The 25,068-nt window shown below is 68.0% G+C and carries 27 protein-coding genes; 12 read left to right on the top strand and 15 right to left on the bottom strand.

Going from position 1 to position 25,068, the window contains the following annotated elements; genetic code table 11:
• Positions 1-72: 72 nt before the first annotated feature.
• Complete coding sequence (locus ACFO5K_RS01795) at positions 73-2,661, top strand: ATP-dependent Clp protease ATP-binding subunit (RefSeq protein WP_378555340.1); 2,589 nt, start codon at positions 73-75, stop codon at positions 2,659-2,661.
• Between the two features lie 58 nt (positions 2,662-2,719).
• Here the strand turns inward: ACFO5K_RS01795 and ACFO5K_RS01800 are convergent, their stop codons facing one another.
• The 7 genes from ACFO5K_RS01800 to ACFO5K_RS01830 form a co-directional block, all read right to left on the bottom strand.
• Positions 2,720-3,112 carry a hypothetical protein gene (locus ACFO5K_RS01800; RefSeq protein WP_378555341.1) on the bottom strand — a complete coding sequence of 131 codons (393 nt, stop codon included), beginning with the start codon at positions 3,110-3,112 and terminating at the stop codon, positions 2,720-2,722.
• Between the two features lie 125 nt (positions 3,113-3,237).
• Positions 3,238-4,065: a lytic polysaccharide monooxygenase gene (locus tag ACFO5K_RS01805; protein ID WP_378555342.1), complete on the bottom strand. Its 828-nt coding sequence runs from the start codon at positions 4,063-4,065 to the stop codon at positions 3,238-3,240.
• Between the two features lie 399 nt (positions 4,066-4,464).
• Positions 4,465-5,673 carry a cytochrome P450 gene (locus ACFO5K_RS01810; RefSeq protein ID WP_378555343.1) on the bottom strand — a complete coding sequence of 403 codons (1,209 nt, stop codon included), beginning with the start codon at positions 5,671-5,673 and terminating at the stop codon, positions 4,465-4,467.
• A complete protein-coding gene (locus tag ACFO5K_RS01815) occupies positions 5,670-6,272 on the bottom strand; it encodes a GTP-binding protein (RefSeq protein ID WP_378555344.1) in 603 nt (200 codons plus the stop codon). The genes ACFO5K_RS01810 and ACFO5K_RS01815 overlap by 4 nt, the downstream gene beginning before the upstream one ends.
• A complete protein-coding gene (locus tag ACFO5K_RS01820; protein ID WP_378555345.1) occupies positions 6,247-6,597 on the bottom strand; it encodes a DUF742 domain-containing protein in 351 nt (116 codons plus the stop codon). Before ACFO5K_RS01820 ends, ACFO5K_RS01815 begins: the two co-directional genes overlap by 26 nt.
• The gene (locus ACFO5K_RS01825) at positions 6,597-7,010 is read right to left on the bottom strand and encodes a roadblock/LC7 domain-containing protein (protein ID WP_378555346.1); all 414 of its coding nucleotides are present in this window, start codon (positions 7,008-7,010) and stop codon (positions 6,597-6,599) included. The genes ACFO5K_RS01820 and ACFO5K_RS01825 overlap by 1 nt, the downstream gene beginning before the upstream one ends.
• Positions 6,988-8,376, bottom strand: a complete 1,389-nt coding sequence (locus ACFO5K_RS01830) for a sensor histidine kinase (protein ID WP_378555347.1) — start codon at positions 8,374-8,376, stop codon at positions 6,988-6,990. Before ACFO5K_RS01830 ends, ACFO5K_RS01825 begins: the two co-directional genes overlap by 23 nt.
• Positions 8,377-8,668: 292 nt before the next feature.
• On the opposite strand from ACFO5K_RS01830, the gene ACFO5K_RS01835 reads away from it, so the two are divergent.
• Positions 8,669-9,100, top strand: coding sequence for a type II toxin-antitoxin system Rv0910 family toxin (locus tag ACFO5K_RS01835; protein ID WP_378555348.1), 432 nt, complete (start codon positions 8,669-8,671; stop codon positions 9,098-9,100).
• A 1-nt stretch (position 9,101) separates the two neighbouring features.
• On the opposite strand, the gene dapA is transcribed toward ACFO5K_RS01835, so the two are convergent.
• Entirely contained in the window at positions 9,102-10,010 is a 909-nt protein-coding gene (dapA, locus tag ACFO5K_RS01840) for a 4-hydroxy-tetrahydrodipicolinate synthase (RefSeq protein ID WP_378555349.1), read from the bottom strand.
• Positions 10,011-10,081: 71 nt separating this feature from the next.
• Here dapA and ACFO5K_RS01845 point away from each other — a divergent pair, with 71 nt between their 5' ends.
• Positions 10,082-10,978, top strand: a complete 897-nt coding sequence (locus ACFO5K_RS01845; RefSeq protein ID WP_378555350.1) for a LysR family transcriptional regulator — start codon at positions 10,082-10,084, stop codon at positions 10,976-10,978.
• A gap of 5 nt (positions 10,979-10,983) precedes the next feature.
• On the opposite strand, the gene ACFO5K_RS01850 is transcribed toward ACFO5K_RS01845, so the two are convergent.
• The 3 genes from ACFO5K_RS01850 to ACFO5K_RS01860 all read right to left on the bottom strand — a co-directional run bounded on the left by ACFO5K_RS01850 (position 10,984) and on the right by ACFO5K_RS01860 (position 14,273).
• Positions 10,984-12,369 carry an MFS transporter gene (locus ACFO5K_RS01850; RefSeq protein WP_378555351.1) on the bottom strand — a complete coding sequence of 462 codons (1,386 nt, stop codon included), beginning with the start codon at positions 12,367-12,369 and terminating at the stop codon, positions 10,984-10,986.
• 150 nt (positions 12,370-12,519) lie between these two features.
• Complete coding sequence (locus ACFO5K_RS01855) at positions 12,520-13,848, bottom strand: RNA polymerase sigma factor (protein ID WP_378555352.1); 1,329 nt, start codon at positions 13,846-13,848, stop codon at positions 12,520-12,522.
• A 5-nt stretch (positions 13,849-13,853) separates the two neighbouring features.
• Positions 13,854-14,273 (bottom strand): YciI family protein, encoded by a 420-nt coding sequence (locus ACFO5K_RS01860; RefSeq protein WP_378555353.1) that lies wholly within the window; start codon positions 14,271-14,273, stop codon positions 13,854-13,856.
• Positions 14,274-14,507: 234 nt separating this feature from the next.
• On the opposite strand from ACFO5K_RS01860, the gene ACFO5K_RS01865 reads away from it, so the two are divergent.
• Entirely contained in the window at positions 14,508-15,287 is a 780-nt protein-coding gene (locus tag ACFO5K_RS01865; RefSeq protein WP_378555354.1) for a crotonase/enoyl-CoA hydratase family protein, read from the top strand.
• A 27-nt stretch (positions 15,288-15,314) separates the two neighbouring features.
• Here ACFO5K_RS01865 and ACFO5K_RS01870 read toward each other — a convergent pair whose 3' ends face one another.
• Complete coding sequence (locus tag ACFO5K_RS01870; protein ID WP_378555355.1) at positions 15,315-15,929, bottom strand: TetR/AcrR family transcriptional regulator; 615 nt, start codon at positions 15,927-15,929, stop codon at positions 15,315-15,317.
• Between the two features lie 138 nt (positions 15,930-16,067).
• On the opposite strand from ACFO5K_RS01870, the gene ACFO5K_RS01875 reads away from it, so the two are divergent.
• The 4 genes from ACFO5K_RS01875 (at position 16,068) to ACFO5K_RS01890 (ending at position 19,955) form a co-directional block, all read left to right on the top strand.
• Positions 16,068-16,994, top strand: coding sequence for a metal-dependent hydrolase (locus tag ACFO5K_RS01875; protein ID WP_378555356.1), 927 nt, complete (start codon positions 16,068-16,070; stop codon positions 16,992-16,994).
• A gap of 12 nt (positions 16,995-17,006) precedes the next feature.
• Positions 17,007-18,155: a hypothetical protein gene (locus tag ACFO5K_RS01880; protein ID WP_378555357.1), complete on the top strand. Its 1,149-nt coding sequence runs from the start codon at positions 17,007-17,009 to the stop codon at positions 18,153-18,155.
• 100 nt (positions 18,156-18,255) lie between these two features.
• Complete coding sequence (locus ACFO5K_RS01885; protein ID WP_378555358.1) at positions 18,256-18,726, top strand: RrF2 family transcriptional regulator; 471 nt, start codon at positions 18,256-18,258, stop codon at positions 18,724-18,726.
• A complete protein-coding gene (locus ACFO5K_RS01890) occupies positions 18,723-19,955 on the top strand; it encodes an FAD-binding oxidoreductase (protein ID WP_378555359.1) in 1,233 nt (410 codons plus the stop codon). The genes ACFO5K_RS01885 and ACFO5K_RS01890 overlap by 4 nt, the downstream gene beginning before the upstream one ends.
• Here the strand turns inward: ACFO5K_RS01890 and ACFO5K_RS01895 are convergent.
• The 3 genes from ACFO5K_RS01895 to ACFO5K_RS01905 form a co-directional block, all read right to left on the bottom strand.
• On the bottom strand, positions 19,949-20,077 hold the full coding sequence (locus ACFO5K_RS01895) for a hypothetical protein (protein ID WP_378555360.1): 129 nt from the start codon (positions 20,075-20,077) through the stop codon (positions 19,949-19,951). The genes ACFO5K_RS01890 and ACFO5K_RS01895 overlap by 7 nt on opposite strands.
• A gap of 270 nt (positions 20,078-20,347) precedes the next feature.
• Positions 20,348-21,223, bottom strand: coding sequence for an oxygenase MpaB family protein (locus ACFO5K_RS01900; RefSeq protein ID WP_378555500.1), 876 nt, complete (start codon positions 21,221-21,223; stop codon positions 20,348-20,350).
• 154 nt (positions 21,224-21,377) lie between these two features.
• A complete protein-coding gene (locus ACFO5K_RS01905; RefSeq protein ID WP_378555361.1) occupies positions 21,378-22,541 on the bottom strand; it encodes a thiolase family protein in 1,164 nt (387 codons plus the stop codon).
• 359 nt (positions 22,542-22,900) lie between these two features.
• On the opposite strand from ACFO5K_RS01905, the gene ACFO5K_RS01910 reads away from it, so the two are divergent.
• The 4 genes from ACFO5K_RS01910 (at position 22,901) to ACFO5K_RS01925 (ending at position 25,064) form a co-directional block, all read left to right on the top strand.
• Positions 22,901-23,125, top strand: a complete 225-nt coding sequence (locus ACFO5K_RS01910; protein ID WP_378555362.1) for a hypothetical protein — start codon at positions 22,901-22,903, stop codon at positions 23,123-23,125.
• Positions 23,125-23,310, top strand: a complete 186-nt coding sequence (locus ACFO5K_RS01915; RefSeq protein ID WP_378555363.1) for a hypothetical protein — start codon at positions 23,125-23,127, stop codon at positions 23,308-23,310. Before ACFO5K_RS01910 ends, ACFO5K_RS01915 begins: the two co-directional genes overlap by 1 nt.
• Positions 23,311-23,389: 79 nt before the next feature.
• Positions 23,390-24,199: an MlaE family ABC transporter permease gene (locus ACFO5K_RS01920; protein ID WP_378555501.1), complete on the top strand. Its 810-nt coding sequence runs from the start codon at positions 23,390-23,392 to the stop codon at positions 24,197-24,199.
• 1 nt (position 24,200) lies between these two features.
• Entirely contained in the window at positions 24,201-25,064 is an 864-nt protein-coding gene (locus ACFO5K_RS01925; RefSeq protein ID WP_378555364.1) for an ABC transporter permease, read from the top strand.
• Positions 25,065-25,068: the final 4 nt, after the last annotated feature.

The following is a 25,068-nucleotide window of genomic DNA, read 5'->3' on the forward strand; positions in this document are numbered from 1 at the left end:
TTGCTGGCAGTACCTACCCGATCTGCAGAAGTCGCCGCGACGTAGCGGCGCGACGAGCGAAAAGGTGTGGACATGACAGCCAGCTGGCCGAGTTCTGACCCCTTCGACGACATCTTCCAGCGGTTTTTCGGTTCCGGGATGTCGTCGAAGCCGCCCGTGCAACGGATCGACCTCGGGCGGCTGATGACCGACAATGCGAAGTTGCTGGTCGGTTCCGCCAGGGCAGCCGCCCAGGAGTGGGGCAACCCGGAGATCACCCCCGAGCACCTGCTCTACGCGGCCACCGAAGCAGAACCGGGTCGCAGCATCATCGCCGAACTCAGTCTCGACCCCGATCAGGTCGCCGAGCAGATGCAGGACTATCTCGACACCGGAACTCCCAGCGAGAACGACCTCGCCGACATCACCCTCAGCCCCGCGACCAAGACGGCTCTACGCGCGGCTCAGCGGCAGGCCGCGCAGGCGGGCAGCAGCTACATCGGCCCCGAACACATCCTGCTCGGCATCGCCTCGCTGTCCGACAGTGTTGCCGCGCAAGCGCTGGTGGCCGGGATCGCCGCCAGCCAGAGTGGCGGCACACCACCGCCGGGCACTGCCGCCGCCACCCCCACGTCGCGCCGCCAACCCAAGACCGAGACCCCGACCCTGGACGAGTACGGGCGCGATCTCACCGCCGAGGCCCGCGAGGGTCTGGTGGATCCGGTGGTCGGGCGGGCCGAGGAGATCGAGCAGACCATCGAGATCCTGTCGCGGCGGCGCAAGAACAATCCGGTGCTGATCGGTGATCCAGGGGTGGGCAAGACCGCCATCGTGGAGGGTCTGGCGCAGCGCATCGTCAACGGCGATGTGCCGACCATCCTCGCCGACCGGCGCGTCATCGCCCTCGATGTCGGTTCGCTGGTGGCCGGCAGCAAGTACCGCGGTGAGTTCGAGGAGCGCCTGACCAAGATCCTCGACGAGGTGCGCGCGCACAAGGACGAGCTGATCGTGTTCATCGACGAGTTGCACACCATCGTCGGGGCGGGCGGTGGTGGCGAGGGCTCGATGGACGCGGGCAACCTGCTCAAGCCGGCCCTGGCCCGCGGTGACCTACACGTGGTGGGCGCTACCACGATCGACGAGTACCGCAAACACATCGAGAAGGACGCCGCGCTGGAGCGCCGATTCCAGCCGGTGATGATCGCCGAACCCTCGGTCGAGGACACCATCGAAATCCTGCGCGGGCTGGCCGACGTCTACGAGGAACACCATCAGGTGCGCTACTCCGACGAGTCGCTGATCGCGGCCGCGCAGCTCTCCGACCGCTACATCACCGACCGGTTCATGCCCGACAAGGCGATCGACCTCGTCGATCAGGCCGGGGCGCGGGTGCGGTTGCGGTCGGGCACGCCCGACCCGGAGGTGAAGGCCAAGGACGAGCAGATCGCCCGGCTGTACCGGGAGAAGGACGCCGCCGTCGACAACGAGGACTACGAGAAGGCCAAGGCGCTCAAGGCCGATATCGCCGCGGCCGAAGCGGAACTCGAGGAATCCGGTGTCACGTCGTCGGAACCGGAGGTGGGTGTCGTCGACATCGCCGAGGTGATCTCGCGGCGAACCGGCATACCGGTGGCGGATCTGACCGCCGAGGAGAAGCAGCGTCTGCTCGAACTCGAGAATGTGCTGCACAAGCGGGTGATCGGGCAGAACGAGGCGATCGTGGCGGTGGCCGAGGCGGTGCGCCGGGCCAGGGCCGGGCTCAAGGATCCGAACCGGCCGATCGGCTCGTTCCTGTTCCTCGGTCCGACCGGTGTCGGCAAGACCGAGCTGGCCAAGGCGCTGGCCGAGGCGGTCTTCGGTGACGAGGACCGGCTGATCCGGTTCGACATGAGCGAATTCCAGGAGAAGCACACGGTGTCGCGGCTGGTCGGTGCCCCGCCCGGATATGTGGGATACGACGACGCGGCCCAGCTCACCGACAAGGTGCGCCGCCAGCCCTATTCGGTGATCCTGTTCGACGAGGTCGAGAAGGCGCACCCGGATGTGTTCAATGTGCTGCTGCAGTTGCTCGACGACGGACGCGTCACCGATTCCAAGGGCCGCACCGTCGATTTCAAGAACACCATCGTGATCATGACGTCCAACATCGGCTCCGACATCATCCTCGACGCACCCCCCGGCGAACTCGACTCGGTCGTGCCGCAGCTCGAAGAGCTGCTGCGCCGGCATTTCCGCCCCGAGTTCCTCAACCGGATCGACGAGCAGATCGTGTTCCACCGCCTCGACAAGGATCAGCTCGAGCAGATCATCGAGCTGGTGCTCGACCGCACCCGGCGCATGCTCGCCGCCCAGGACATCGAGCTCGAGATCAGCGACTCGGCGGTGGACTGGCTGGGCGAGAAGGGGTTCCAGCCCGAGTTCGGCGCCCGGCCGTTGCGTCGCACGGTGCAGCGCGAACTCGACAACCGGGTGTCGCGACTGCTGCTCGACGGTGGCTTGGCGTCCGGCGGCACGGTGCGGGTCGAGACCGCCGGCGACGAGCTGGTGGTCACCGCGTCCGCACCGAGCGGTGGCGCGGAGTCGAACGGATCGGCGCCGAAGAAGCCCGCGAAGAAGAAGGGCGCCGCCAAGAAGAGCGACGACAAGAAGGGCGACGGCAAGAAACTCGTCGGCTCGAAGTAGTCGCCACATCCCGGTGGCCCGGTCCGTTCGGACCGGGCCACCGGCTGCCTCGGACGGTTCAGCCGCCGGTGACCACGCAGGACTCCCCGAAGCGGTAACCGCGACCGACGCTCACATCGACACCACGCCCGACGCCGTCCTGCAACGCGACCAAACTGTGGCCGCCGGTGCTCGACGGCACCCAGGGAATGGTGGCGATACCGTCGGTGGGGTTGACCACGGCCAGCAGGGCGCCGTTGTCGTAGAAGGCGACAGGAACGATGCCGACACTGAGCCGGGCCACCAGGTAGTGGATGCACCCGGTGCCGTAATTGGTCGACATCCCGACGCTGAGGCTCGGATCGACGGTCAGTTCCGAGACCGCCGCCGAGGCGGTCGGCGCGCCTGGCATCATGGCCAGCACCGCCGTGCCGGTGGCCGCGACGGCGAGGGCGAACTTCCTGTCACTCATATCTCACGTCCTTGCGCTGCGGGAAGCCGACCGAACGCGAGGCCGGCGAATCGTCTCCAATCCTCACCCCATCGTGGCACCGATGGTGGGAGAACACACGAATTGTTTCCCGGCCCCGCAAATACTCAGACGCGCGCCCAGAGCGCCGGGGTCTTGGGCGGTATCCAGTTCGGGTCGTGCACGGTGTGGGCCTGGCGGCAGCGGTAGGTGGCGCCCTGGTAGGTGACGGTGTCGCCGATGGCGTAGGTGGCGCCGTGGCGCCAGGCGGCCTCGGCCGGGGTGGTCGGGAGCTCGTGTCCCCCGCCCGGTGTGGAGCTGACCGGCGGTTCGGTGGTGGTCGGGGGTTCTGTCGTGGTGGCCGGCGGTGCGGTGCTGGTGGGCGCCGGGGTGGTCGTCGGCGCGGTGGTGGTCGGCGCCGGGGTGGTGGTCGGCGCGGTGCCGTCGCCGCCGTCGATCTCGAGGTCGACGCAGCTGTAGAAGGCGGCGGCGGTGTCACCGATGTTCCATACCGCGCGCAACTTCTGCCGACCCGAATAGTCCGACACGTCCACGGTGTGACTGACTTCCATCGGTGGCTGTTCGTTGTTGCCGTCGAACACCGCGATTCTGGTGTCGCCGATGAAATACTCCCAATTCAGCGTGCGGTGATTCGCGGTGTTCTGCCACGTGAATGTCGCACTGCCCGAGACTTTCTGCGGAACCCAGCCGAGGGTGTCGTCATCGAGTTCGGGATATTTGTTCGCACTGCAATTGGTGAGCCCTTTCGGGCCCTCCACGCTCTGCGGTTCGTATTCGACCGCACCGCATTCCACCAGGCCACGGGCACATTGTTCCTGTCTGCTGGCCGGACTGGTGACCCAGCCGTGGGCACCGGCGCTCGAGGCGGGGACGAGCAGTGCGGCGACGGGCGCCAACGCCATTGTTCCGGCGACGGCCAGCATTCGGCTTCTCACTATCAAACTCCTGGGAAATGTATATGGATGAACAGCAGGGGCCGGCGTACCGTTCGGGATATCGGACTGTGGCTGAGACAGTAAGGCGCCCAAGATCGACCGTCAACCACCGAATCCGTGAAACACGCTGTTACTCAGCGGTATTCGATGACCTTTTCAACGCCCATGCGAAGGCGGCGAAGCATCCGGTGAGAACCGACCGGTACGGCCATCTCGCAAATTCTCAGCTAATCGACCCGGTCCGCCGGGTGCGCGCATTTGCCGACAACCTGAATTCGGTTGCCGGAAGGCCGCCGACGGCGATGGCCGAGAGTGGCATCGCAGGCGTCTGTGACAGGTCGGCGAATGTTGCGCAATGTCCGCGAAACTCGTCGCGAGATACCGCTGTCGTTCCCCGGATCAGGGCAGCGGCAGCGGCGGCGTCTTCGGGAACTCGACCGGCAGCGCGGCCAGTGAACGGTGGAACGGGCCGGGCCGCCACAGGAGTTCCTCGGCGGGCACGGCCAAGGTCAGTTCCGGCAAGGCGTCGAGCAGTTGGTCGATCGCGTCCTGCACGATCAGGTAGGCCACCGACTTGGCCGGGCACCCGTGCGGGCCCGCGCTCCACGCCAGATGCGCGCGATTGTCGACCACGTCACGACCGGCGATGGCCGGGTCGTTGTTGCAGGCCGACATACTGATCACGACCGGTTCGTGCGCGGGCAACCACACGTCGTCGATCAGGATCGGCTGCCGGGGGTAGGTCATGCAGAAGTTCGCCAGCGGCGGGTCGGTGAACAACACCTCGTCGAGCGCGTCGCGGGTGGACAGGCTGCCACCGAGCACACTGCCGGCGAACCGGTCGTCGGTGAGCATCAAGCGCAGCGTGTTCACCACCAGGTTCAGCATCGGCTCGATCCCGGCGCCGTAGAGCACCAGCAGCTGGTGCACCAGTTCGTCGTCGGTGAGTGCGGCCGGGTGGTGCAGCAGCCGGGTGGCCACGTCGTCGCCGGGTTCGCGCTTGCGCAGGCCCACCAGGTCGGCCAGCGCCGAGGCGAGCAGGTTGTTGCCCGCCTCGGCGTCGTCGCCCTCGAAGATCTGGGCCATGCCGGTGGCGACCCGCTGGCCGATCTCGGGTGTGCACCCGAGCATCGCGTTCAACGCCTGGAACACCAGCGGAAAGGCGTACTGACTCAGCAGATCCGCCGAACCGGTGGCGCAGAAGCTGTTGATCAGCGGGAACGCGAACTGTTCGATGGTGGTGTGCATCGCGTACAGATCCACCCCGGCGATCCCGGCGACATTGGCCTGCCGGTACCTGGCGTGCTCGGCACCGGTGGTGCGCAGCGCGGCGGGACGGAACTGCAGCATCGGCAGCACCGGGCAGTCCTGGGGGATGTTGCGCTCCCAGGCGCGCGGGTCGGCCGGGAAGTGCTCGGGATCGTTGAGGATCCGTACCGCGGTGTGGTAACCGATCACCAGCGTCGCCCGGATGCCGGGCGAGAGTTCCACCGGTGCCAGTGAACCGAAGCGGGCGCGCATCCGCCGATACGCCGCCTGCGGGTCGGCCGCGAACTCCGGTGCGTACATCGGCACCCGCTCGTCGGCCGAGAGGTCGAGCAAGGTCATCGTGGAACGGATTCCTGCCTGCGGAACAAATACTCCGCCAAGGTGATCAGCGCGCGCAGATTGTGATCACGCCTGCGTGCGTCGACGGCGATGACCGGGGTCTCCGGCGCCAGATCCAGCGCCTCGCGCACTTCCTCGAGCGGGTAGCGGCGGAATCCCTCGAACTCGTTGACCGCCACCGCGTACGGCACCCCGCGCTGTTCCAGCGCCGAGAGCACATCGTCGGCCTTCTCGATGCGGCGGGTGTCGACGAGCACCAGCGCACCCAGCGCGCCGCGCGCCAGTTCCTCCCACAGCGGGGCGAAACGTTCCTGACCGGGCGTGCCGAAGAGGTACAGCGCCAGTTGCGGATTCAGCGTGAGACGGCCGAAGTCCAAGGCCACGGTGGTCTGGACCTTGGTGCCGAGCCCGGCCATGTCGTCGACGCCGATGCTGGCCTCGGTGATGGTCTCCTCGGTGCGCAACGGCCGAATCTCGGACACGCCGCACACAAAGGTCGTCTTGCCGACTCCGAAATTGCCCGCGACCAGGATCTTCACCGATCTGGTCACTGTTTCGGCGACGTAGTCCACCTCACCCGGCGAGTGCACGGAGACCATGTAGCACCTCCTTGATCAACGCGAGTTCCGGCTTCACTTCCGCCGGGGTGGGGCAATGCAGATGGCCGCTGTCGAGCAGATCCGACACCAGGATCTTGACAACGGAGGCGGGCAGATCCAGATACGCCGACAACTCGGCGATCGAGAGCGCGCCGCGGCGGCTGGTGAGCGCCAGCACCCGGCGCTCGTCGGGGCGGTGATCGGGCCGTGCGTCGGAGACGGCACGGACGAGGGTCACCAGATCGAGTTCATGCGCGGCCCGCACTCGGCCGCCGGTGCGCACATATGACCTGACCAGGTCCGGATCGCGCCTGCCGCGGCTCATTACCTGCCACCGTGCCGGGGCGCAGCGCCGATCTCGTGTCCGACCCGGGAGGCCAGTTCGTTCATCCGGTGCGCCACCAGCGCGACGTCGACGTCGACCGTGGTGGCGACGCCCATCAGCGCGCCGACGCCGGCGGCGGTGATCATGATCATGCCCTCGTCGTACTCGGTCATGTTCTGGCGCACGGCGTTCGCCGACCCGCCGCCGCAGAACTCGCCGAGCGCCTTGCCGAGCGAGCGCAGGCCGGAGGCGGCCGCGGCGAATCGCTCGGCATCGTCTTTGGCGATGCCGCGCGAGTGCGCGATACGCAGTCCGTCATCGGACAGCAGCACCGCGAAGCGGACGCCGGGGATCTCGAGATCCTCGAGCAGCCATGCCAGTCGGTTGGTGCTATCGGCTACCGGTGTGCTCATCGGCCGTTCCTTCCGTCGTTCGCTCGGCCGCAGCGGCACGACCGCTACGGGAACCGCTGTGCCAGGCAGCGGCGAGGTCGGGGCGGGCCTGCCCCACTTCGATGACCGCCCCCGCCGAATCCGGGGCGACCGGCCTGCGGCGGCGCTTGGGCAGTCCGCCGCTGGTGATCTCGTGGACCGCAGCGCGGGGCGCGTCGGCCTCCTCGAGCGCGGGCACGGGAACCGGGATGTGTGCGGGCGCCGCGAGTTCTGGTTCGGGCAGGCGTGGTGCCTCACCACTGACCAGCAGCGCCGATGGTACGTAGACCATGGCGCGCATGCCACCGAAGATGTTCGGGCCGTCGACGTGGACGGAGAATCCGTAGCGGCGCGCCAGCGCGGCGATGCCGGGGAAACCGACCTTGGGCGCGGGCCCGAGATCGTGGATGTCGACGGGGCGTTCACCGCTGAGCACCAGGCGCGCGTCCTCGAGTTGTTCCGGGCTCATCCGCATACCCGCGTCGTCGATGATGACGGTGACGCCGTGGTGGCCCTCCTGAAATCCCACTTCCACGAACGACGACGGCGGCGAATAGCGCAGTGCGTTGTCGAGCAGAGTGGCCATGGTGTGTACGAGCGGTTCCACCGCGCGGCTGACCACGATCCGGTCGCACTGGCCCGAGCGCACGCGCAGGAATTCCCGGACCCGGCCGGTGGCTCCGCCCGCGACATCGGTGAGCGATTGCTGGGGCCAGCGCCTGCCGGGCAGTCCGCCGGAGACGATCACGTAGGACTGTGCCTGGCGGATCATCTGCTGCACCGTGTGATCGATGCGGGTGAGGGTCTCGTAGATGGCGTCGTCGCGGTGCTCGCGCAGCGCGGCGCTGACGACCTGACCGAGGTCGGTGCCGAGGCTGACCACCGAGGTACCGAATGAACGCACCGCGGCGCTGGTGGCCGCTCGCGAGCTCGCGGAGATGTCGGTGCGGATCTGTTCCTGGGCCGTCTCCACCTCGGCGAGGCGGCGTTGCTCGCCGTAGTGTTCGACCATCGCCCTGGTCTCCTCGGCGACCACGCGCAGATCCTCGGCGTGCCCGGTCGCGATCGACTGCAGCGCTTGGCCGAACGGGGCCTCGCGCAGTTCGTCGGGCAGGTCCAGCGCCACCGACGGGATGTCGTGGTTACGCACCGCTTCGGTGATCGCCGGCAAGGTGTTCTGCGCCAGCCCCAGCACCGCGTTCTCGCATGCGACGCGTTCTCGGTGGGCCGCCTCCGCACGCAGCCGGTGGGTGCGCTCGTTGCGCATCGACAGCACGGCAACGGCTATGGCGAGCAGTAACAGCGGTGCTCCGATGGCGAGCAACAACACCGCGATTCCTGAGTTCATCAGATCTTTCGTCGTCGTTTCTCCACCCGGCGCCCTGGCCGGTGGGCCCGCCCGGCGGGCCCGGGAGGCTTCGCCCGAACATCGGAGGTGACCGAAATACCCGATCCACATGCTCCGCTTCCAGCGACTCGCACACCCTAGCAGCACCCTGCCCGACGCGACGCGTATCCCACTGTAGGACTGCACAATTCCCGCCGAACGGCCCCGGCGATCCGGGGTCGCGAGCTATGCTGATTCGCTATGCCCTGATCCGGGCGAGGCGGAACCACGGGTACCGGATACCATCCCCGGCGTGGCGAAACTGAAGCTCTCCGTCGATGTCCCCGTCCCACCGGACCAGGCCTGGGACCATGCCTCCGATCTGCCCCGGCTCGGTGACTGGCTGACCATCCACGAAGCCTGGCGCGGCACCCTGCCCGAAGAACTCACCGCGGGCACCGTGCTCGTCGGTATCGCCCGGGTCAAGGGTTTTCGCAACAAGGTCACCTGGACCGTGCGTACCGCCGAGCCGCCGCGCCGGCTGGCGTTGACCGGCACAGGCATCGGCGGCACCAAGTTCGGGCTCGGGTTGCTGGTGGAGCCCGGTGGCACCGGATCCAAGGTGAGTGTCGACATCGACCTCGGCGGCGCGCCCCTGTTCGGGCCGATCGGTTCGGCGGTCGCCAAGGCGCTGCGCGGTGATATCGAGCGGTCGCTGGAGAATTTCGTCAAGCTCTACGGCTGAGTTACGCCTCGGCTCTGCGGCTGGGCTCCGGCCGCAGGGCCGCACAGGCCGCCAGGGCGGCCTCGGCGGACTCACCCGAGGCGGGCAGCAGCGGCAAGCGCACCGCCGCGCTGGGGATTTCGCCCCGCGCGGCGAGCGCCGCCTTGATCACCGTGGGGTTCGGTTCGGCGAACACCGCGGCACCGACCGCGTCCAGCTGGTGGCCCAGTGCGCGGCCGCGCGCGAGATCGCCCGTCCGCCAGGCGTCGACGAGGGCGGCGTAGGCGGCGGGGGCCAGGTTGGCCGCGGCCAGAATCGCACCGTGGGCGCCCAGCGCGAGCAGCGCCGAAGCGAAGCGGTCGTCACCGCACAGCACCGTGGTCCGGGTACCCGCGCGGGCCATCAGTTCCACGGTGGACGCACCGATACCGCCGACGGCGTGTTTGAAACCGGCGATGTTCGGGGTCTCGGCCAGACGCACCAGCGTCGGCCCGCTGAGCGGTCGCGCGGTGCGATAGGGCACGTCATAGACCAGCACGGGGGCCGGGCTGGCCGCGGCCACTGCGGTGAAGTGCGCGATGACGCCTTCCTCGCTGGGGCGCACGTAGTAGGGCACCACGGCGAGCACCGCCGTCACCGGATACGGCAGTGCGGCGATCGCCCGGATCGAGTCGGCGGTGGCATTGCCGCCGGCGCAGGCGATCAGTGCCGCGCCGCGTTCGGCACACACCGCCGCGCAGATGTCGAGCACCTGCGCGCGTTCGGCGGCGGTGAGCGCCGAGGGCTCCGCCGTCGTCCCCAGGGCTACGAGCCCGCTCGCGCCCGCGTCGAGTACGGCGTGCGCGTGCCGTTGCAGGGCTTCGGTGGCCAGAGTGCCGTCGGCGGTGAACGGGGTGATCAGCGGGACGAACAGGCCGTGCAGTGAGGTCATGACTCCATCGTCGAGCCGGTAGTTGCATCAGGTCCAGTTCAGGTTTGTGACGCCGAGCGTAAGCTGAACTGATGCTGGATGTCCGCAGACTGCGCCTGCTGCGCGAACTCGCGCACCGCGGGACGATCGCGGCCGTCGCCGAGGCGCTCAGCTACACCCCGTCGGCGGTTTCGCAGCAGCTCACCGCGCTGGAACGCGAAGCCGGGGTGCCGCTGCTCGAGCGGACCGGCCGACGCGTCGCGCTGACACCCGCCGCGCACCTGCTGGTCGGCCACACCGAAACAATTCTCGCCGCCCTCGAACACGCCGACGCCGAATTGGCCTGCGCACGCACCGACCTGGTGGGCACCCTGCGGATCGGCGCCTTCCCCACCGCGGCCCGGCGGCTGCTCTCGCCCGCGCTGGTCTCACTGAGCACCGACCATCCCCGGCTGGAACTCACCGTCACCGAGATCGACCCCGCCGATGCCGGCGACGCCCTGCGCGCGGGCACCCTCGATGTCGCCCTCACCCACGACTACGACCTGGTCCCGGCCGACGCCGATCCGGCACTGCACACCGAACCCCTCTACTCCGAAACGGTCTACCTGGCCACCCCGAGCCCGGTACCCGCCACCGATCCGCTGCGCGCGCACCGCGACTCCCCCTGGATCGCGGGCACCTCCGGCACCCTCTGCCACACCATGACGATCCGCGCCTGCCAGGCCACAGGTTTCACCCCGCACATCCGCCATCACGCCGACGACTTCGACACCGTCCTGGCGCTGGTCGCCGCCGGTGCGGGTACCGCGATCGTCCCCGGCCTGGCCCTCTACGCCCCGCCCGACGACATCACCCTCACCCCGCTGACCACCCGCCGCCGCAGCCACCTGGCCTACCGCAACGGAACCGCCGGCCGACCCGCTGTGCACGCGGCGCGCATCGCGTTGCACGCCGCGGTGGCCGGCCCGGCCGTCCCCTCGGACTGAGCTCGCTACTTCGCGGTGACCGGGGCGCCGACGTCGCCACCGGGTTCGTCGAGCTCGCCCAGGCCCCGCTGCTCCTCGAGCGCCTCCGGTGTGCCGGGTACGTGGGTGCCGCGCAACGACATGCCTTTGGTCTCGATCAGGAAGTAGGCCGCGACCAAGCCGACCGCGCAGGCGCCGAGCATGTAGTAAGCGGGGATCAGGTCGTCGCCGGTCGCCTCGATCAGCGTCTGGTTGATCACCGGGGCGGTGCCGCCGAACAGCGAGGTGGCCACGTTGTAGCCGATGGCGACACCCGCGAAACGCACGATTGTCGGGAACATCGCGGGGAACGTCGCCGAGATCGTCGCCAGCTGTGGCGCGTAGAGCAGCCCCAGGATCGCGAACCCGACGATCGCCCCGACCAGGGAGGTGCCGATCAGCTTGTACACCGGGATGACCGCGATCATCAGCGCCGCGCACGAGAACAACCACATCGGCCGCCTGCCCACCCGGTCCGACAGCGCCCCGAGGAAGGGCAGGGTGAGCAGCATCGCGAGCTGCCCGATCAGTGGCACGAGCAGCGCGTCGGACTCTGCCATCCCCAGGGCCGAACCCAGGTACGTGGGGGTGTAGCTGAGCAGCGAATAGTTCACCACGTTCAACGCGACGACCAGGCCGAGCAGCGTCAGCACCGGGCGCATGTACTTGGTCACGAGGTCGCGATAGACCCCGGTGACCGCCTCTTCGGTCTCGTGCTTGCGGTCGACCTCCCGGAACACCGGGGTGTCCTCGACCCGGCTGCGCAGGTACATGCCGATCAGACCCAGCGGCGCGGCGATCAGGAACGGGATGCGCCAGCCCCACGAATGCATGGCCGAGTCGCCGAGCACATTCACCAGCAACAGGGCGACCAGGTTGCCGAGGGTGAAACCGGCCATCGTGCCGACCTCGAGGAAACTGCCGTAGAAGCCGCGCTTGCGGTCGGGCGCGTATTCGGCCATGAAGGTGGCCGCGCCACCGTACTCACCGCCCGCGGACAAACCCTGCACCATCCGCAGCGCGTAGAGCATGATCGGCGCGGCGATGCCGATGACCTCGTAGCTGGGGATCAGACCGACGCACAGTGTCGAACCGGCCATCAGGATGATCGTGGTGGCCAGTACGCGTTTGCGGCCGATGCGGTCGCCGAGTGGCCCCCAGATCATGCCGCCGATCGGGCGGATCAGGAACGACACCGCGAATCCCAGCAGGGCGTAGACCACACCCGAACCTTCCCCGTTGCCGGGGAACAGGGACGCGGCGATGTAGGTCGCCAGGTAGGCGTAGACACCGTAGTCGAACCATTCGACCGCGTTGCCGATCGCCGATGCACCGATGGCCCGGTGCAGGACCGTTTTCGATTCCTGAGACATCCACAACCTCTCTTCGTCGCCACCGATGGCTACCCGGCTATCTACGGGCAAAACTTCACGAACACGCGAAGGCCGTCAGCATGCCCGCTGATCAGTGAAAAGAGTGTTGCGACACGACGTTCGCCCGGTAGCTGAGGTCGGAGGCGATGATCACACCCGGCGTCGGCGCACCGGCGTCGCGTCGTCGTCGAGCGCGTCGAGCGCGCCGAGCTTGTTTGCGAGCACGGACTTCTCGCGGTCGTTGCCGCATCGCCGGATCGCCTCGGTGAGCTCGGCGCGCGCGTCGTCGACGCGGCCGAGGCGGATGAGCAGTTCCCCGCGCACACCGGGCAGCAGATGCGAGGTGGGCAATGCTGCGGCGGCGACCAGCTCGTCCACGATCGCCAAGCCCGCGGCCGGGCCGTTCGCCATCGACACCGCCACCGCCCGGTTCAGCTCCACCACCGGGGAGGGCGCGAGCCGTCCGAGCGCTTCGTAGAGCAACACCACCCGCTCCCAATCGGTCGCCGCGACCGACGGTGCCACAGCGTGACATTCGGCGATCGCGGCCTGTAGCCCGTAGGCACCCAGCCCGCGCCCGACCTGCCCGGCCCGGGCGAGGGCGGCGCGGCCACGCCGAATCGCGGCCCGATCCCAGCGGCGGCGGTCCTGGTCCTCGAGCAGTACGGGTTCACCGTCGGGCCCGGTGCGGGCGGGAAAGCGCGCGGCGGTCAGCTCGAGCAGCGCGAGCAGACCGAACACCTCGGCCTCGCCGGGCATCAGCTGGGCGAGTACCCGGGCGAGCCGCTGGGCCTCACCGGCGAGGTCGAAGCGGATGAGCTCACCGCCGGCACTCGCCGAGGAGCCCTCGGTGAACATCAGGTAGATGACGCTGAGGACCCCGGCGAGCCGGGTGCGGCGCTCGGCGGCCGGGGGCAGCTCGAATGCCACCCCGGCCGCGCCGAGTGTCTTCTTGGCCCTGGTGATGCGGGCCTGCACGGTGGCGGTCGGCACCAGCGCTGCGGCGGCGATCTCGTCGCTGGTGAGACCGCCGACCACCCGCAGCGTCAGCGCCAGCCCTGCCTCGCGGGAGAGCACCGGATGGCACGAGATGAACATCAGCGCCAGCACGTCGTCATCGATGCGGTCCGGGTCCCACAGCGGGTCGTCGGCCGCGCGTGCCGGGTCGGGGACCGTGCCACCGGTGAGCACCCCGCCCTCGCCGAGGCCGGCGGCGAGGGCGGCGTAGCGGTCGTCGAGGGCGGCTCGGCGCCGGAACGCGTCGATCGCGCGGCGCCGTCCCGTGGTGAGCAGCCACCCGGCCGGGTGCCGGGGCACGCCGTCACGCGGCCAGGTCACCAGGGCTTCGGCCAGCGCTTCCTGCGCCAGGTCCTCGGCCAGGGCGAAGTCGCCGGTGTAGCGGGCGAGGGCGCCGACTATGCGGGCCGACTCGATCCGCCACACGGCGGCCACCGCGGCCCGGCCGGTGGATGTTGTCATCGCGTTCAGAGCTGGCCGGTGGCCTCGCGCCAGGCCCGTTCCTTCTGTATCCAGACGTTGTCCTGCGGGAATTCGTCGATGCCGGTGACCCGGCGGATCTCGGTCTTGAAACCGGCTCCACCCATCGGCGATCGTTTGGCCCACTCCACCGCTTCCTCCTTGGAGGCCACGTTCAGGATGTAGAACCCGCCGAACAGCTCCTTGGTCTCGCCGTAGGGCCCATCGGTGACCAACGGCGGGTCCGAGGAGTAGTCCACGACCACGCTCTCGGCCGCGTCGTCGAGCCCTTCGGCGGCTACGAGCACACCGGCGCGAATCAACTCGTCATTGAATTTCCCCACGGTTTCGAGCATCTCGTCGAAGTCGAACTCCCCCATCGACGCGAAGGCTTCGTCGGTGGCTCGCATGATCAGCATGTACTTCACGGTGTCTCCTCGGGTAGGTGTTGTCCTGCGTACATCCCTAGGTCGAACGGGCCTGCCACAGATCGACACCCGCCCGAAACTTTCTCCACGAATTTTTTCGCAGCCTACGACGGTCCGCGTCTCGGCGGACAGTTCCGCGACGCGCGTGCCCGATTCGCCGGTCCCGTGGCAGGTCGGCGTGGTAGATGTCGTGGGTCCCGCTGTGGGGCGCGACATCGAGGCAGGGAGTCGACTGTGGGTGCCGTTGTTGTGGAGCAGCGTGGACACGTGCTCGTCATCGTGCTCAATCGGCCGCAGATCATGAACGCGGTCGACGGGGAGGTCAGTGCCGGAGTGGGCGCGGCGCTGGAACGGGCCGAGGCCGACCGCGAGATTCGTGCCGTGGTCCTCACCGGGGCGGGTGAGCGGGCGTTCTGTGCGGGCGCGGACCTCAAGGCGATCGGCCGGGGTGAGTCGATCCTCGCTGCCGGCCATGAGCATTGGGGGCTGGCGGGGTACGTGCGGCATCCGATCAGCAAGCCGACGATCGCGGCGGTGAACGGGTTCGCGCTCGGCGGGGGAACCGAACTGGTGCTGGCCAGCGACCTGGCGGTCGCGACCGAAACGGCCACCTTCGGCCTGCCCGAGGTCGCGCGGGGTCTACTCGCCGCCGCCGGTGGCGCCTTCCGGCTGCCCGAGCAGTTGCCACGCAAGGTGGCCATGGAGATGATCCTGACCGGGGAGTCGATCTCGGCCGCCCGCGCCCTCGACTACGGACTGATCAACCGGGTCGTCCCCGCGGGTGGAGCGCTCGATGCCGCGCTGGAACTGGCCGGGCGGATCGCCGCGAACGCACCGTTGGCGGTGCAGGCCAGCAAGCGACTGGCGATGGGTCTGGTCGACGGCAGGCTCGCCGACGACGACGCCTGGGAACACACCGACCGCGAGATCGCCACCGTCGCGATGACCGAGGACGTGCGCGAGGGACTGCTGGCCTTCGCGCAGAAACGCACCCCGCACTGGCAGGCCCGCTGACCGGCACCGGACGGCCGCGATCTCGCCTCAGCGCGACGGTGGCGACTGGGCGCTGATCGCCGTACCCATCCATCGACGCAGGTAACGGCGCAGTTCGTCCTCGCTGCGTGGCGGATCACCCGGGGACAGGAAGAACGACTGCATGGTGCGCAACGTGTATTCGACCAGTTCGCGCAGTGCCGCTTCGTCGTAACCGTGCACCGCCCAGTCGACATCGAAGCGGCGGATCATCGTCATGCCGAAAGCTTGGGCCGCCTCGGAGGTGAGGCTGTCGGGGTGCGCGTTGGGGTACGAACTCGACAGCAGGATGGCCAGGTGCGGGGTGCGGCGCACCTCGGCGAGGGTGTAGACCACGCCCTCGGTCATCGCGTCGACGGGGTCGGTGCGCCCGCTGACGTGCGCGGTGAGCCGGTCGAGGAAGTCGTCGACCGAGGCCATGGCCGCGGCGGTCATCAGCGCGTCGGCGCTCGGGAAGTACCGGTACACCGTCTGCCGGATGACGCCCAGTGATTCCGCCACGTCGGCGATGCTGATCTCGGCGCCGGTGCGTCCGATCAATTCGACCGCGGCGGCGATGATCCGGCGCGAGGCCTCCGCGTCGTCCCCTGGCGGCCTGCCGCCCCACCCCCGTCTCCGTGCCACCGGTGGACGCTAGCACAAGCCCAGGTCACGGCGAATTCCTCGAAAGTGATCATACACCTGAACACTAGTTCGTATGATTGCTGCATCACCCGAACGGCAGGCCGCACCGGCGCATGCCCGAACAACGAGGTAATCCCCGTGACCGAACTACACGTCCGCAAAATGGATTTCGCGTTCTCCGACTACGACGTGCCGTTTCTGTGGAACCCGCAGAACCCGGCGTTCTCGTCGATGGCCAACGCGGTCTCGTTCCTGGCGATCGGCTTCGAGAAGATGATCGTGCAGCTGATCACCCAGGCGAAACCGCAGATCACCGACCCCGAGGTGGCCGCGGAGGCCGATGCGTTCATGCGCCAGGAGGGCCAGCACTCCACCGCGCACCGTCAGCACGTGAAGGCACTGATCCGCCGCTACCCCGGCCTGCAACACACCCTCGACGCGGTGATCCGCGAGTTCGACGAGCTCACCGCCGACACTCCGGTGAAGTACCGCCTGGCCTACACCGCCGACCTCGAGGCCACCTTCACCCCGGTGTTCAAACTGATGCTCGACAACGACGCCACCCTGTTCGCCCCCGGCGACGACCGGGTGGCCTCGCTGTTCATCTGGCACTTCGTCGAAGAGGTGGAGCATCGCAGCTCGGCGCTGATCATCTTCAATTCCGTTGTCGACAGCGAGCTGTACCGGATGCGGGTGGCGCCCTCGATCTTCCGGCACGTGCTGCAGGTGATCCGGGTGGCCTGCGCGGGCTTCAACGAGCATGTGCCGCTGGCGGACCGCCAGGTCGACGCGCTGTCGATGTTCGCCAGTTACCGCAATCAGCAGACCCTGCGCCGCCTGCTGCCGGGCCTGCGCCCGGCCGACAACGGCACGATGCCCCGCGCGTTCGACGACCTGGGGCTGCGCGAACAGCTGGTGGCCATGGCCGGGATCGTGCGCAGCCAGCTGCCCCGGCACAATCCCGCGCACGAGAGTCTGCCCGCGCTGGCCGACGAATGGTTCCGCCGCTACGACGAGGGCTATGACGTCACCCGCTGGTACACCGCCGATTCCGTCAGTTCGTAGGAGGGCCGCCCGATGGCCGAACACTGCTCCCCCACTTTCGCCGAACTCGCCACCGAACTCGGTTTCTCCTGCGCGGAGGCCGGTGGACTCGTCGAGTTCCGCAATCCGTTCGCCCTGGAGAACTGGACGCTGCCGGTTCTCGAACTCACCATCATCATCGGCGCGATCCTCGCGCTGTGGTTCGCGATCGTGCGCCTGCGCCGCCACGGCGACCCCACCAACCTGGTGTTGTGGTTCGGCGCCACCGCCTACCTTTTCGTCATCGAACCACCGTTGTACTTCCCGGCCGCGTTCGGCATCGAGGACCATGTCGACACGATGTTCGCCCACAACGTGTTCACCGTGGACTTCCTCTGGGGCCGGCTGCCGCTCTACATCATCGCGATCTACCCCCTGATGGCGACGATGGCCTTCGGCATCGTGCGCATGCTGGGCATCTTCCGGCGCTTCGGAGTGCTGATCGGCGCCGTCTGCGTCGGTTTCGTCCACCACGCGTTCTACGAGATCTTCGACCACCTCGGGCCGCAACTGCGCTGGTGGGAGTGGTCGGTGGACAACCCCATCAATCAGCCGATGTTCGACTCGGTGCCGATGGGCAGCGTGGTCGTGTTCGCGGCGCTGTGGCCGATGTCGCTGGCCTTCTGCGTGCAGTACTTCGTGGGCCGCCACGTCGACACCGGTCGGCAGTTCTCCGGTGTCGAACTGACCTGGCGCACAGTGGTGATCGGGCTGCTGGCCTCGGTGGGCACCTTCGTGTTGCCGTTGCCCGCGACCGTCATCGGCATGAGCGACACCACGGTGCGCGGTGTGGTCTACGCGCTGGAACTGGCGGTACTGGCGGTGGTGGCCCTGATCGTCATGATCGGTCAGTGGTCGCGGCTACGCCAGGGCACCGTCGCCGCACCTGAATACGTGGACCGTTTCGTTCAGCGATTCGCGCTGATCTACCTGCTCGTGTTCGCCGTGCTCTGGATCGCGTCCCTGCCCGACTTCTTCGGCGCCGTCGACGGCGAGACCGCCAACGGCGACCCCATCGGCAATCTCTGGTACACCGGTGCCTGCTTCCTCATCGCCGGCGCGGCGGTCCTGGCCACCTACACCAGTGGACGCGCTCAACCCGTCGCGGCGGCGCCGCAGGAAGGTTCGCGGGTACCCGGCTGAGGGGCGGCGGCTGTGACGGCAATTACGCACTCTCGTGCGTAATCGAAGACACCGCTGATCAGGGGATATACCGGGTTCGGCACGCGGTAGCGTCGAAGCCATGCAGCTGAGCGCGTCGACCGATATCGGGATGCGTGCCGTGATGCGGCTGGCGGCGGCGGAGCAGGCCGGCGACCGGGTGACGATCAAGGCGATCGCCCACCAGGTCGCGGCTTCGGAGCGCACCGTGTCCACTGTGGTGGCACGGCTCGTCGAGATCGGCGTGATCGCGACCAACCGGGGTCGCGGCGGTGGACTGGTCCTGACCGAGGCCGCCCGCGCGATGCGGCTCGGGACGCTGATCCGGCTGCTCGAGCAACGCGACGAGATCGTCGACTGCGCGGGGCCACCCGCGTGCCCGATGATCGCCGGCTGCCGCCTGCGCCACCTGTTGGCGCAGGCGGCGCAAGCCTTCTACCGCGATCTCGACCGGTACACCGTCGCCGACCTGGTGTCGGGGTCGGCAAATCAGCTGCTGCCGTTACGCGTGCGGCCACCGCGCGCGCCCGAGAGTGCCGAGGAGCCGAAATGACCGCCGTAGATCGCTCGCAACCCGAGCTCACCGTCGAACACGCCGAGGTCGTGCGCGCCACTCTTCCCCTGATCGCCGGCGCCGTCGACGAGATCACCGAGGTCTTCTATCGAAGGCTGTTCGACGATCACCCCGAGTTGCGCCGAGACCTGTTCAACCGTGGCAATCAAGCCCAGGGCAGTCAATCTCGGGCCTTGGCGGCCTCGATCGCGGTCTACGCCACCTACCTGGTCGATCCCGAACTTCCGCATCCGGCGTCCATGCTCGCCCGTATCGGCCACAAGCACGCCTCGCTCGGCATCACCGCCGACCAGTACCAGGTGGTGCACGACAATCTGTTCGCCGCGATCGTGCGGGTACTGGGCGCCGACGTGGTCACCGCCCCGGTCGCTCGAGCCTGGGACCGGGTGTACTGGCTGATGGCCGATGCGCTCATCGACCTGGAGAAGCAGCTCTACATCGATGCCGGTGTGCAACCCGGCCAGGTGTCGCGCCGGGCGACCGTGCTCGAACGCACCGACGACACCGCCGACGTGGCGGTCTTCCGTGTCCGTGCGGCCGATCCCGCCGAGCCACTACCGGGTTTCGTTGCCGGACAGTATGTGTCGGTCGGTGTGCGACTGCCCGACGGTGCGCGCCAGCTGCGCCAGTACAGCCTCATCGACGCCGGTGGCGACGGCACGTTGTCCTTCGCGGTGAAGCGGGTCGGCCGGCGGCCGGGGTGCCCGGCCGGTGAGGTGTCGACCTGGCTGCACGAACAGGTCTGGGTCGGCGACGAACTCGAGATCTCGCTGCCGTTCGGCGATCTGACCGTCGACCCCGATGCCACCACCCCGCTGGTGCTCATCTCCGCGGGCGTCGGCGTCACCCCGATGGTCGGCATCCTCGAGCATCTGGCCGCGCGCGACCCCGGCCGGCGGGTGCGGGTGCTGCACGCCGACCGCGGCCCGGGCACCCACCCGCTGCGCGAGCGGGTGGAGACCCTACTGGGACGGCTCGAATCGGCCGAGGCGGACTTCTGGTACAGCGATGCCGAGGTCGAGGGTGCCCGCCCCGGCAGGATCGATGTGTCCGTCGTCGACCTTCCCGACGACGCCGACATCTACGTGTGCGGCGGTGACGGATTCCTCGACGCGGTACGCACCCAGTTGCATACGATGGGTGTGCCCGCCGCGCGGGTGCACATCGAGCAGTTCACTCCCACCGACTGGCGCCGGTCCGGTCACTGACCGGGCCGGTCCGGCGGGTTGCCGGTCCATTCGGGTTCATCCGGCGGCCTGCGCTTGGATTTGCGGAACAGCACGACCGCGGCGACAACGACGACCAGGGCGAGGATCGCGATAATCTCCATGTCCGGCACCTACCCGGTCGTCGGTGCCCCAACCCGGACATCGGCCGTTTGAGGAATTCGCGGACGGGAACAACCTCTGTGTGGTGCTCGCTCGGCCGGTTCTCACCGGCGCCGAACGACCCGGTCGGGCGATGTTTTGGTGAAACAGTGTCGACACGAGAGTACCGCGGGCAGAGTCCGACACACTGTCGCGACGCCAACGTCGTCGTCGGGACGGGTTCGCGTCGGCTTTCCCGCGGTACGACCACCGATCCGGTCAGCGGGGCAATCTCAGATGAGCGGCCGCTGCTCGGTGATGCGGCGGCGCACATCGCGCATCATCGAATGGGTACCGGCGAAGCGGATGAACCGGGGAATGAACCGGTTGACGAATCCCACGAACAGGAAGAGATTCTCGAATCGGCGCTGATCCGACGGGCTCCACTCGATCCCCATCTGCTCGCGGAAGTGCGGGGGCAGGAATCCGGAGGTCAAGAACTCCAGCAGCCCACCGAACACGAGCCGCAGTGACCAGTGGATCATCCGCAGATGCACGAGATCGTCGATGTAGGCGCGGAATTCGTCGTCGCACACCACCTGCCGGCACGCTTGCAGCCAGTATCGGTCGAAGTCGGCGCGGGTCTTCGGCCACATGTCGGGGTGCACCTGCAGGGTCGTGCCGAAGGTGTCGGCACCCTGGTAGAACTGCTCCAGCTCCTCGTCGGTCATCTTGCCGCACAGCAACTGGTGGGTGTCCTCGAAGCCGATGTAGATGGCGGCGGCCACATACATCTGCAGATTCCGGTCGAACGCGTTGTACTTCACCTTCGATTCCGGAGTCGACCTGACCTGCCGGTGCGCGACGTTCACCGCCTCGCGCATCGCCTTCTTGTCCGCGTCGGTACCGAGTACGGCGACGGCCAGGTAAGCCGATGTCGTGCGCAGCCGCTTCCACGGGTGCACCATGAGCGCACCGGATTCGACCTTGCTCTCCATGACACCGGCCGCCACCCCTTGGTGCGCGAACTGCATCGCCACGTTCGCGGCAGCGCCCGCGAACATCCAGAAGTCCAGCGCATCGGCCAGTCGCGCGGGCTTCTTACGCGGGGAACGGTGGGTATCGGGGATGTGGATACGCACCCGGTCGAGTGTCAGCGCCCCCGGCATCTGCTCGGGTTCCGTGGCCGTGTCCTCGTCGACGTAGCTTTTGCTGTTCGGGTCCGTGTGATCGGGTCCGCCGTGCTTCGATACCGTGCTCATCGTCATCCTTTCCCGGGTGCTTGGTCAGCCCCTGGTCTCGGCGCTGCTCGACGGCGCCGCGTCACAGCCGTTCGATGATGGTCGCGTTGGCCAGGCCGCCGGCCTCGCACATCGTCTGCAGCCCGTACCTGCCACCGGTCTGTTCGAGGTGGTTGACCATCGTGGCGAGCAGGCGCGTGCCGGAAGCGCCGAGCGGATGTCCCAGCGCGATGGCCCCACCGCGCGGGTTCACCCGCTCCGGGTCGGCACCGAGTTCGTGCTGCCAGACCAGCGGGACGGGTGCGAACGCCTCGTTCACCTCGAAGGTGTCGATGTCGTCGACGGTCAGCGAGACGCGTTCGAGGGCCTTGCGGGTCGCCGGGATCACCGCAGTGAGCATCAGCGTCGGATCGTCACCCACGACGGCGAAGGAATGGAATCGGGCACGCGGGCTGAGCCCCAGCTTCGCCGCCATCGCCTCGCTCATGATCAGCGCCGCCGAGGCGCCGTCGGTCAGCGGCGAGGAGTTGCCCGCCGTCACCGACCAGTTGATCTCCGGAAAGCGTTGCGCCATGGCCGGGTCCGTGAAGACCGCGCGGAGGTCGGCCAGGCCCGTCACGGTGGTGCCGGGCCGGATGGTCTCGTCGGCGGTGAGCGCACCGGCGGCGACCAGTTCGGCGTCGAACCCGCCGGCCCCGGCGGTGGCGGCCGCTAGGCGGTGCGAGCGGGCGGCGAACTCGTCGAGCGTGGCGCGATCGAGTTTCCAGCGCGCGGCGAGGATCTCGGCGGCGACGCCCTGTCCGATCAGCCCGTCGGGGTAACGCGCGGCCAGCGGCGCGCGCAGGGAGTCCTTGCCCTGGGCATTGGAGAACATCGGTGCCCGGCTCATGGACTCGACCCCACAGGCGATCGCGATGTCATAGGCACCGGCGAGCACGCCCTGAGCCGCGAAATGGACGGCCTGCTGGCTGGATCCGCACTGCCGGTCGACCGTGGTGGCCGGTACCGATTCGGGGAATCCGGCGGCCAGTACCGCCGTGCGGGAGATGTTGTTGGCCTGCTCACCGCTCTGGGTGACGCACCCGCCGATCACGTCGTCGACCAGCGCCGGGTCGATCCCGGTGCGCGCGATGAGCTCGGCGAGTACGTCGGCGAGCAGGGTGGCCGGGTGCACGGAGGACAGCCCGCCACCCTGCTTGCCCCGACCTGAGGCTGTGCGAACCACGTCGACGATCACTGCGGACATTGCGTTCCTCCTCCACAGTCGCCACTCTTCGGCGACCCAGGCATTAAGTTACTGACCATTCTCGCCGATGGCAACCGTGGGCGGATAGCCGTGGCGGGCCTATAGATAATCGCCGACACCTGCGCTATGTTACTGCCAATTCTCGTCACAAACCAGAGAACCTGTAGTAACTTAGCGAGGCACCCGCGCGACCTGACTGCACAGAACATTCAGCTGCGTCTTGCACACTCACGGGAGATCGTGAAACAGCAAGAACCCACCTGTACATGAATGCGCGGCAACATATGCGACCGTCAGCGAGGCCGCAACTCATCGATCCGCCCGCTGACACGGTCGTACAGAAAGGAACAGCGGTACCCATGTTGCGACGGCTGGACAGATTCCTCAGCTACGAGATGAAGGTGTCCGAGTTCCTCGGCACGCTGATCATCCTCGCCATCCCCTACGGCCTCGTCGGGGTCCTCTGGACCCTCACCCACACCAGCCACCTGCGGGAGCTACACGGTGTCGACCTGGTCATCTCGTTCCTCGGTTCGATCGCATGCTGGCCGGTGCTCACCTTCGCGAATGTGACGATGACCTGATGACGGCCGTGGTCTGGGTCATCGATCTGGTGGTGACCGTCGTCAAGATCCTCGGCGGACGCACGCGGGTCAATCCGGTACTCCGAGTCGGTATGTGGATCGCTGTTCTGTGCGCATGTGTGCTCGGCCTCGCGGCCGTCGCCGGGCTCGTGGGTCTGCTGCACCACTGGCTGACCACGCTCTAGCCGCCGAGCCCAACGAGTGAGAAAGGATCGGTGCGGCGTGACGCCACAACCGGCCACCGAACCGTCCGAAGTCGGGCGGATCATCGACAGCGCCACCGGGCTCTGGCGACGACATCCCCAGCAGTCGGTCGAGACACTCGGCAGGCAGGTCCTGCTCGGCAGGGCCACCGTCGCACAACTGTTCCTGTCGCTGGTGCGGCGCCGATTTCCGTTCCAGGAGTTCGTCAAACAGTGCGCGTTCATGGCCAATGTCTCGGCCCTGCCGACGGTCTTCGTGGCCATCCCCGTCGCGGTCGTCGTCTCGATCCAGGTCGGTGCGCTGGTCAACCAGGTCGGCGCCACCACGTTCATCGGCGCGGTGGCCGGCCTCGGCATCATCCGCCAGGGCGCACCACTGGTCACCTCGCTGATGATCGCCGGCGCGGTCGGGTCGGCCATCTGCGCCGATCTCGGCTCGCGCACGATCCGCGAGGAGATCGACGCCATGAAGGTGATGGGCGTCGACCCGGTACGCCGACTGGTCGCACCGAGGCTGGTGGCCGCCGTGGTGGTCAGCATGCTGCTGTGCGGATTCATCGTGTTCGTCGGTTTCGCCACCGCCTACCTGTTCAATGTCTACGCCCAGCAGGGCACGCCGGGCTCGTTCATCAGTTCGTTCGCCTCGTTCGCGGTGGCCGACGACCTGCTGGTCGCGCTGCTGAAGGCCGCGATCTTCGGCGCGCTCACCGCGATCATCGCCTGTGACATCGGCTTGCACACCAAGGGCGGACCCGGCGGCGTCGCGAACTCGGTCAACTCGGCGGTGGTCACTTCGGCGCTGATGCTGTTCGCGACCAACATCATCGTCACCCAGCTCTACAACGCCCTGTTCCCCGCGAAGGTGGTGTGACATGGCCGCCGAATACACGCCGCCCGCGCTGCGCCCGGTGCACGCGCTGGCGGCCACGGCCAAGCTCCCGATCGAGGCCAACCAGCGGCTCGGCCACCAGGCGATCGTGTTCTTCCAAGCCCTGCTGGCCATTCCGTTCACGCTGCGCCACTACCGCAAGGAAGTCGCCCGGCTGGTCGCCGATGTGGGCTGGGGCAACGGTTCGCTAATCGTCGGTGGCGGCACAGTCGGCGTGGTGATCGTGCTGTGCGCTTTCGGCGGGATCACCGTCGGCATGGAATCCTATTCCGCGCTGAACCTGCTCACCATGGGCCCCCTCACCGGGGCCATCTCCGGCTTCGCGACCACCCGCGAGATCGCCCCCATCCTCGGCACGCTCGCCTTTGCGATCCAGTCCGGTTGCCGGTTCACCGCCCAGCTCGGGTCGATGCGGATCTCCGAGGAGATCGACGCCCTCGAGTCGATCGCGATCCGGCCGCTGCCCTACCTGGTGACCACCCGGATGATCGCGGCGACCATCACCATCGTCCCGCTCTACACCGTCGGTCTCGCGGTGGCTTATGTGGCGACCAAGTTGTCGGTGCTGTTCCTCGGCGGAACGACCGCGGGCACCTACGACCACTACTTCTACCAATTCCTGTTGGGCCCGGACGTGTTCTTCTCGGTGTTCAAGGTGGTGGTGTTCGTGCTGATCGCGGCGTTCATCCAGTGCTATTACGGCTTCGTCGCCAGTGGCGGGCCCGAAGGTGTCGGCGTGGCTGCCGGACGCGCGATCAAGATGGTCATCGTCGTGATGGTCTTCACGAATCTGTTTCTCACACTCGCCATCTGGGGCATCGACCCCGGATTCCGGATCTCGGGATAGGTCG

The sequence above is a fragment of the Nocardia halotolerans genome (assembly GCF_042650145.1).
GTDB lineage: Bacteria > Actinomycetota > Actinomycetes > Mycobacteriales > Mycobacteriaceae > Nocardia > Nocardia halotolerans.

Bases quoted from the DNA above. Each gene is read 5' to 3' on its own strand.
- ACFO5K_RS01905 (WP_378555361.1), bottom strand. From the start codon at position 22,541: ATGTCCGCAGTGATCGTCGACGTGGTTCGCACAGCCTCAGGTCGGGGC.
- ACFO5K_RS01810 (WP_378555343.1), bottom strand. From the start codon at position 5,673: ATGACCTTGCTCGACCTCTCGGCCGACGAGCGGGTGCCGATGTACGCA.
- ACFO5K_RS01895 (WP_378555360.1), bottom strand. From the start codon at position 20,077: ATGGAGATTATCGCGATCCTCGCCCTGGTCGTCGTTGTCGCCGCGGTC.
- ACFO5K_RS01845 (WP_378555350.1), top strand. From the start codon at position 10,082: ATGCTGGATGTCCGCAGACTGCGCCTGCTGCGCGAACTCGCGCACCGC.
- ACFO5K_RS01885 (WP_378555358.1), top strand. From the start codon at position 18,256: ATGCAGCTGAGCGCGTCGACCGATATCGGGATGCGTGCCGTGATGCGG.
- ACFO5K_RS01795 (WP_378555340.1), top strand. From the start codon at position 73: ATGACAGCCAGCTGGCCGAGTTCTGACCCCTTCGACGACATCTTCCAG.
- ACFO5K_RS01850 (WP_378555351.1), bottom strand. From the start codon at position 12,369: ATGTCTCAGGAATCGAAAACGGTCCTGCACCGGGCCATCGGTGCATCG.
- ACFO5K_RS01800 (WP_378555341.1), bottom strand. From the start codon at position 3,112: ATGAGTGACAGGAAGTTCGCCCTCGCCGTCGCGGCCACCGGCACGGCG.
- ACFO5K_RS01925 (WP_378555364.1), top strand. From the start codon at position 24,201: ATGGCCGCCGAATACACGCCGCCCGCGCTGCGCCCGGTGCACGCGCTG.
- ACFO5K_RS01855 (WP_378555352.1), bottom strand. From the start codon at position 13,848: ATGACAACATCCACCGGCCGGGCCGCGGTGGCCGCCGTGTGGCGGATC.
- ACFO5K_RS01820 (WP_378555345.1), bottom strand. From the start codon at position 6,597: ATGAGCCGCGGCAGGCGCGATCCGGACCTGGTCAGGTCATATGTGCGC.
- ACFO5K_RS01830 (WP_378555347.1), bottom strand. From the start codon at position 8,376: ATGAACTCAGGAATCGCGGTGTTGTTGCTCGCCATCGGAGCACCGCTG.
- ACFO5K_RS01825 (WP_378555346.1), bottom strand. From the start codon at position 7,010: ATGAGCACACCGGTAGCCGATAGCACCAACCGACTGGCATGGCTGCTC.
- ACFO5K_RS01890 (WP_378555359.1), top strand. From the start codon at position 18,723: ATGACCGCCGTAGATCGCTCGCAACCCGAGCTCACCGTCGAACACGCC.
- ACFO5K_RS01910 (WP_378555362.1), top strand. From the start codon at position 22,901: ATGTTGCGACGGCTGGACAGATTCCTCAGCTACGAGATGAAGGTGTCC.
- ACFO5K_RS01915 (WP_378555363.1), top strand. From the start codon at position 23,125: ATGACGGCCGTGGTCTGGGTCATCGATCTGGTGGTGACCGTCGTCAAG.
- ACFO5K_RS01880 (WP_378555357.1), top strand. From the start codon at position 17,007: ATGGCCGAACACTGCTCCCCCACTTTCGCCGAACTCGCCACCGAACTC.
- ACFO5K_RS01815 (WP_378555344.1), bottom strand. From the start codon at position 6,272: ATGGTCTCCGTGCACTCGCCGGGTGAGGTGGACTACGTCGCCGAAACA.
- dapA (WP_378555349.1), bottom strand. From the start codon at position 10,010: ATGACCTCACTGCACGGCCTGTTCGTCCCGCTGATCACCCCGTTCACC.
- ACFO5K_RS01900 (WP_378555500.1), bottom strand. From the start codon at position 21,223: ATGCCGGGGGCGCTGACACTCGACCGGGTGCGTATCCACATCCCCGAT.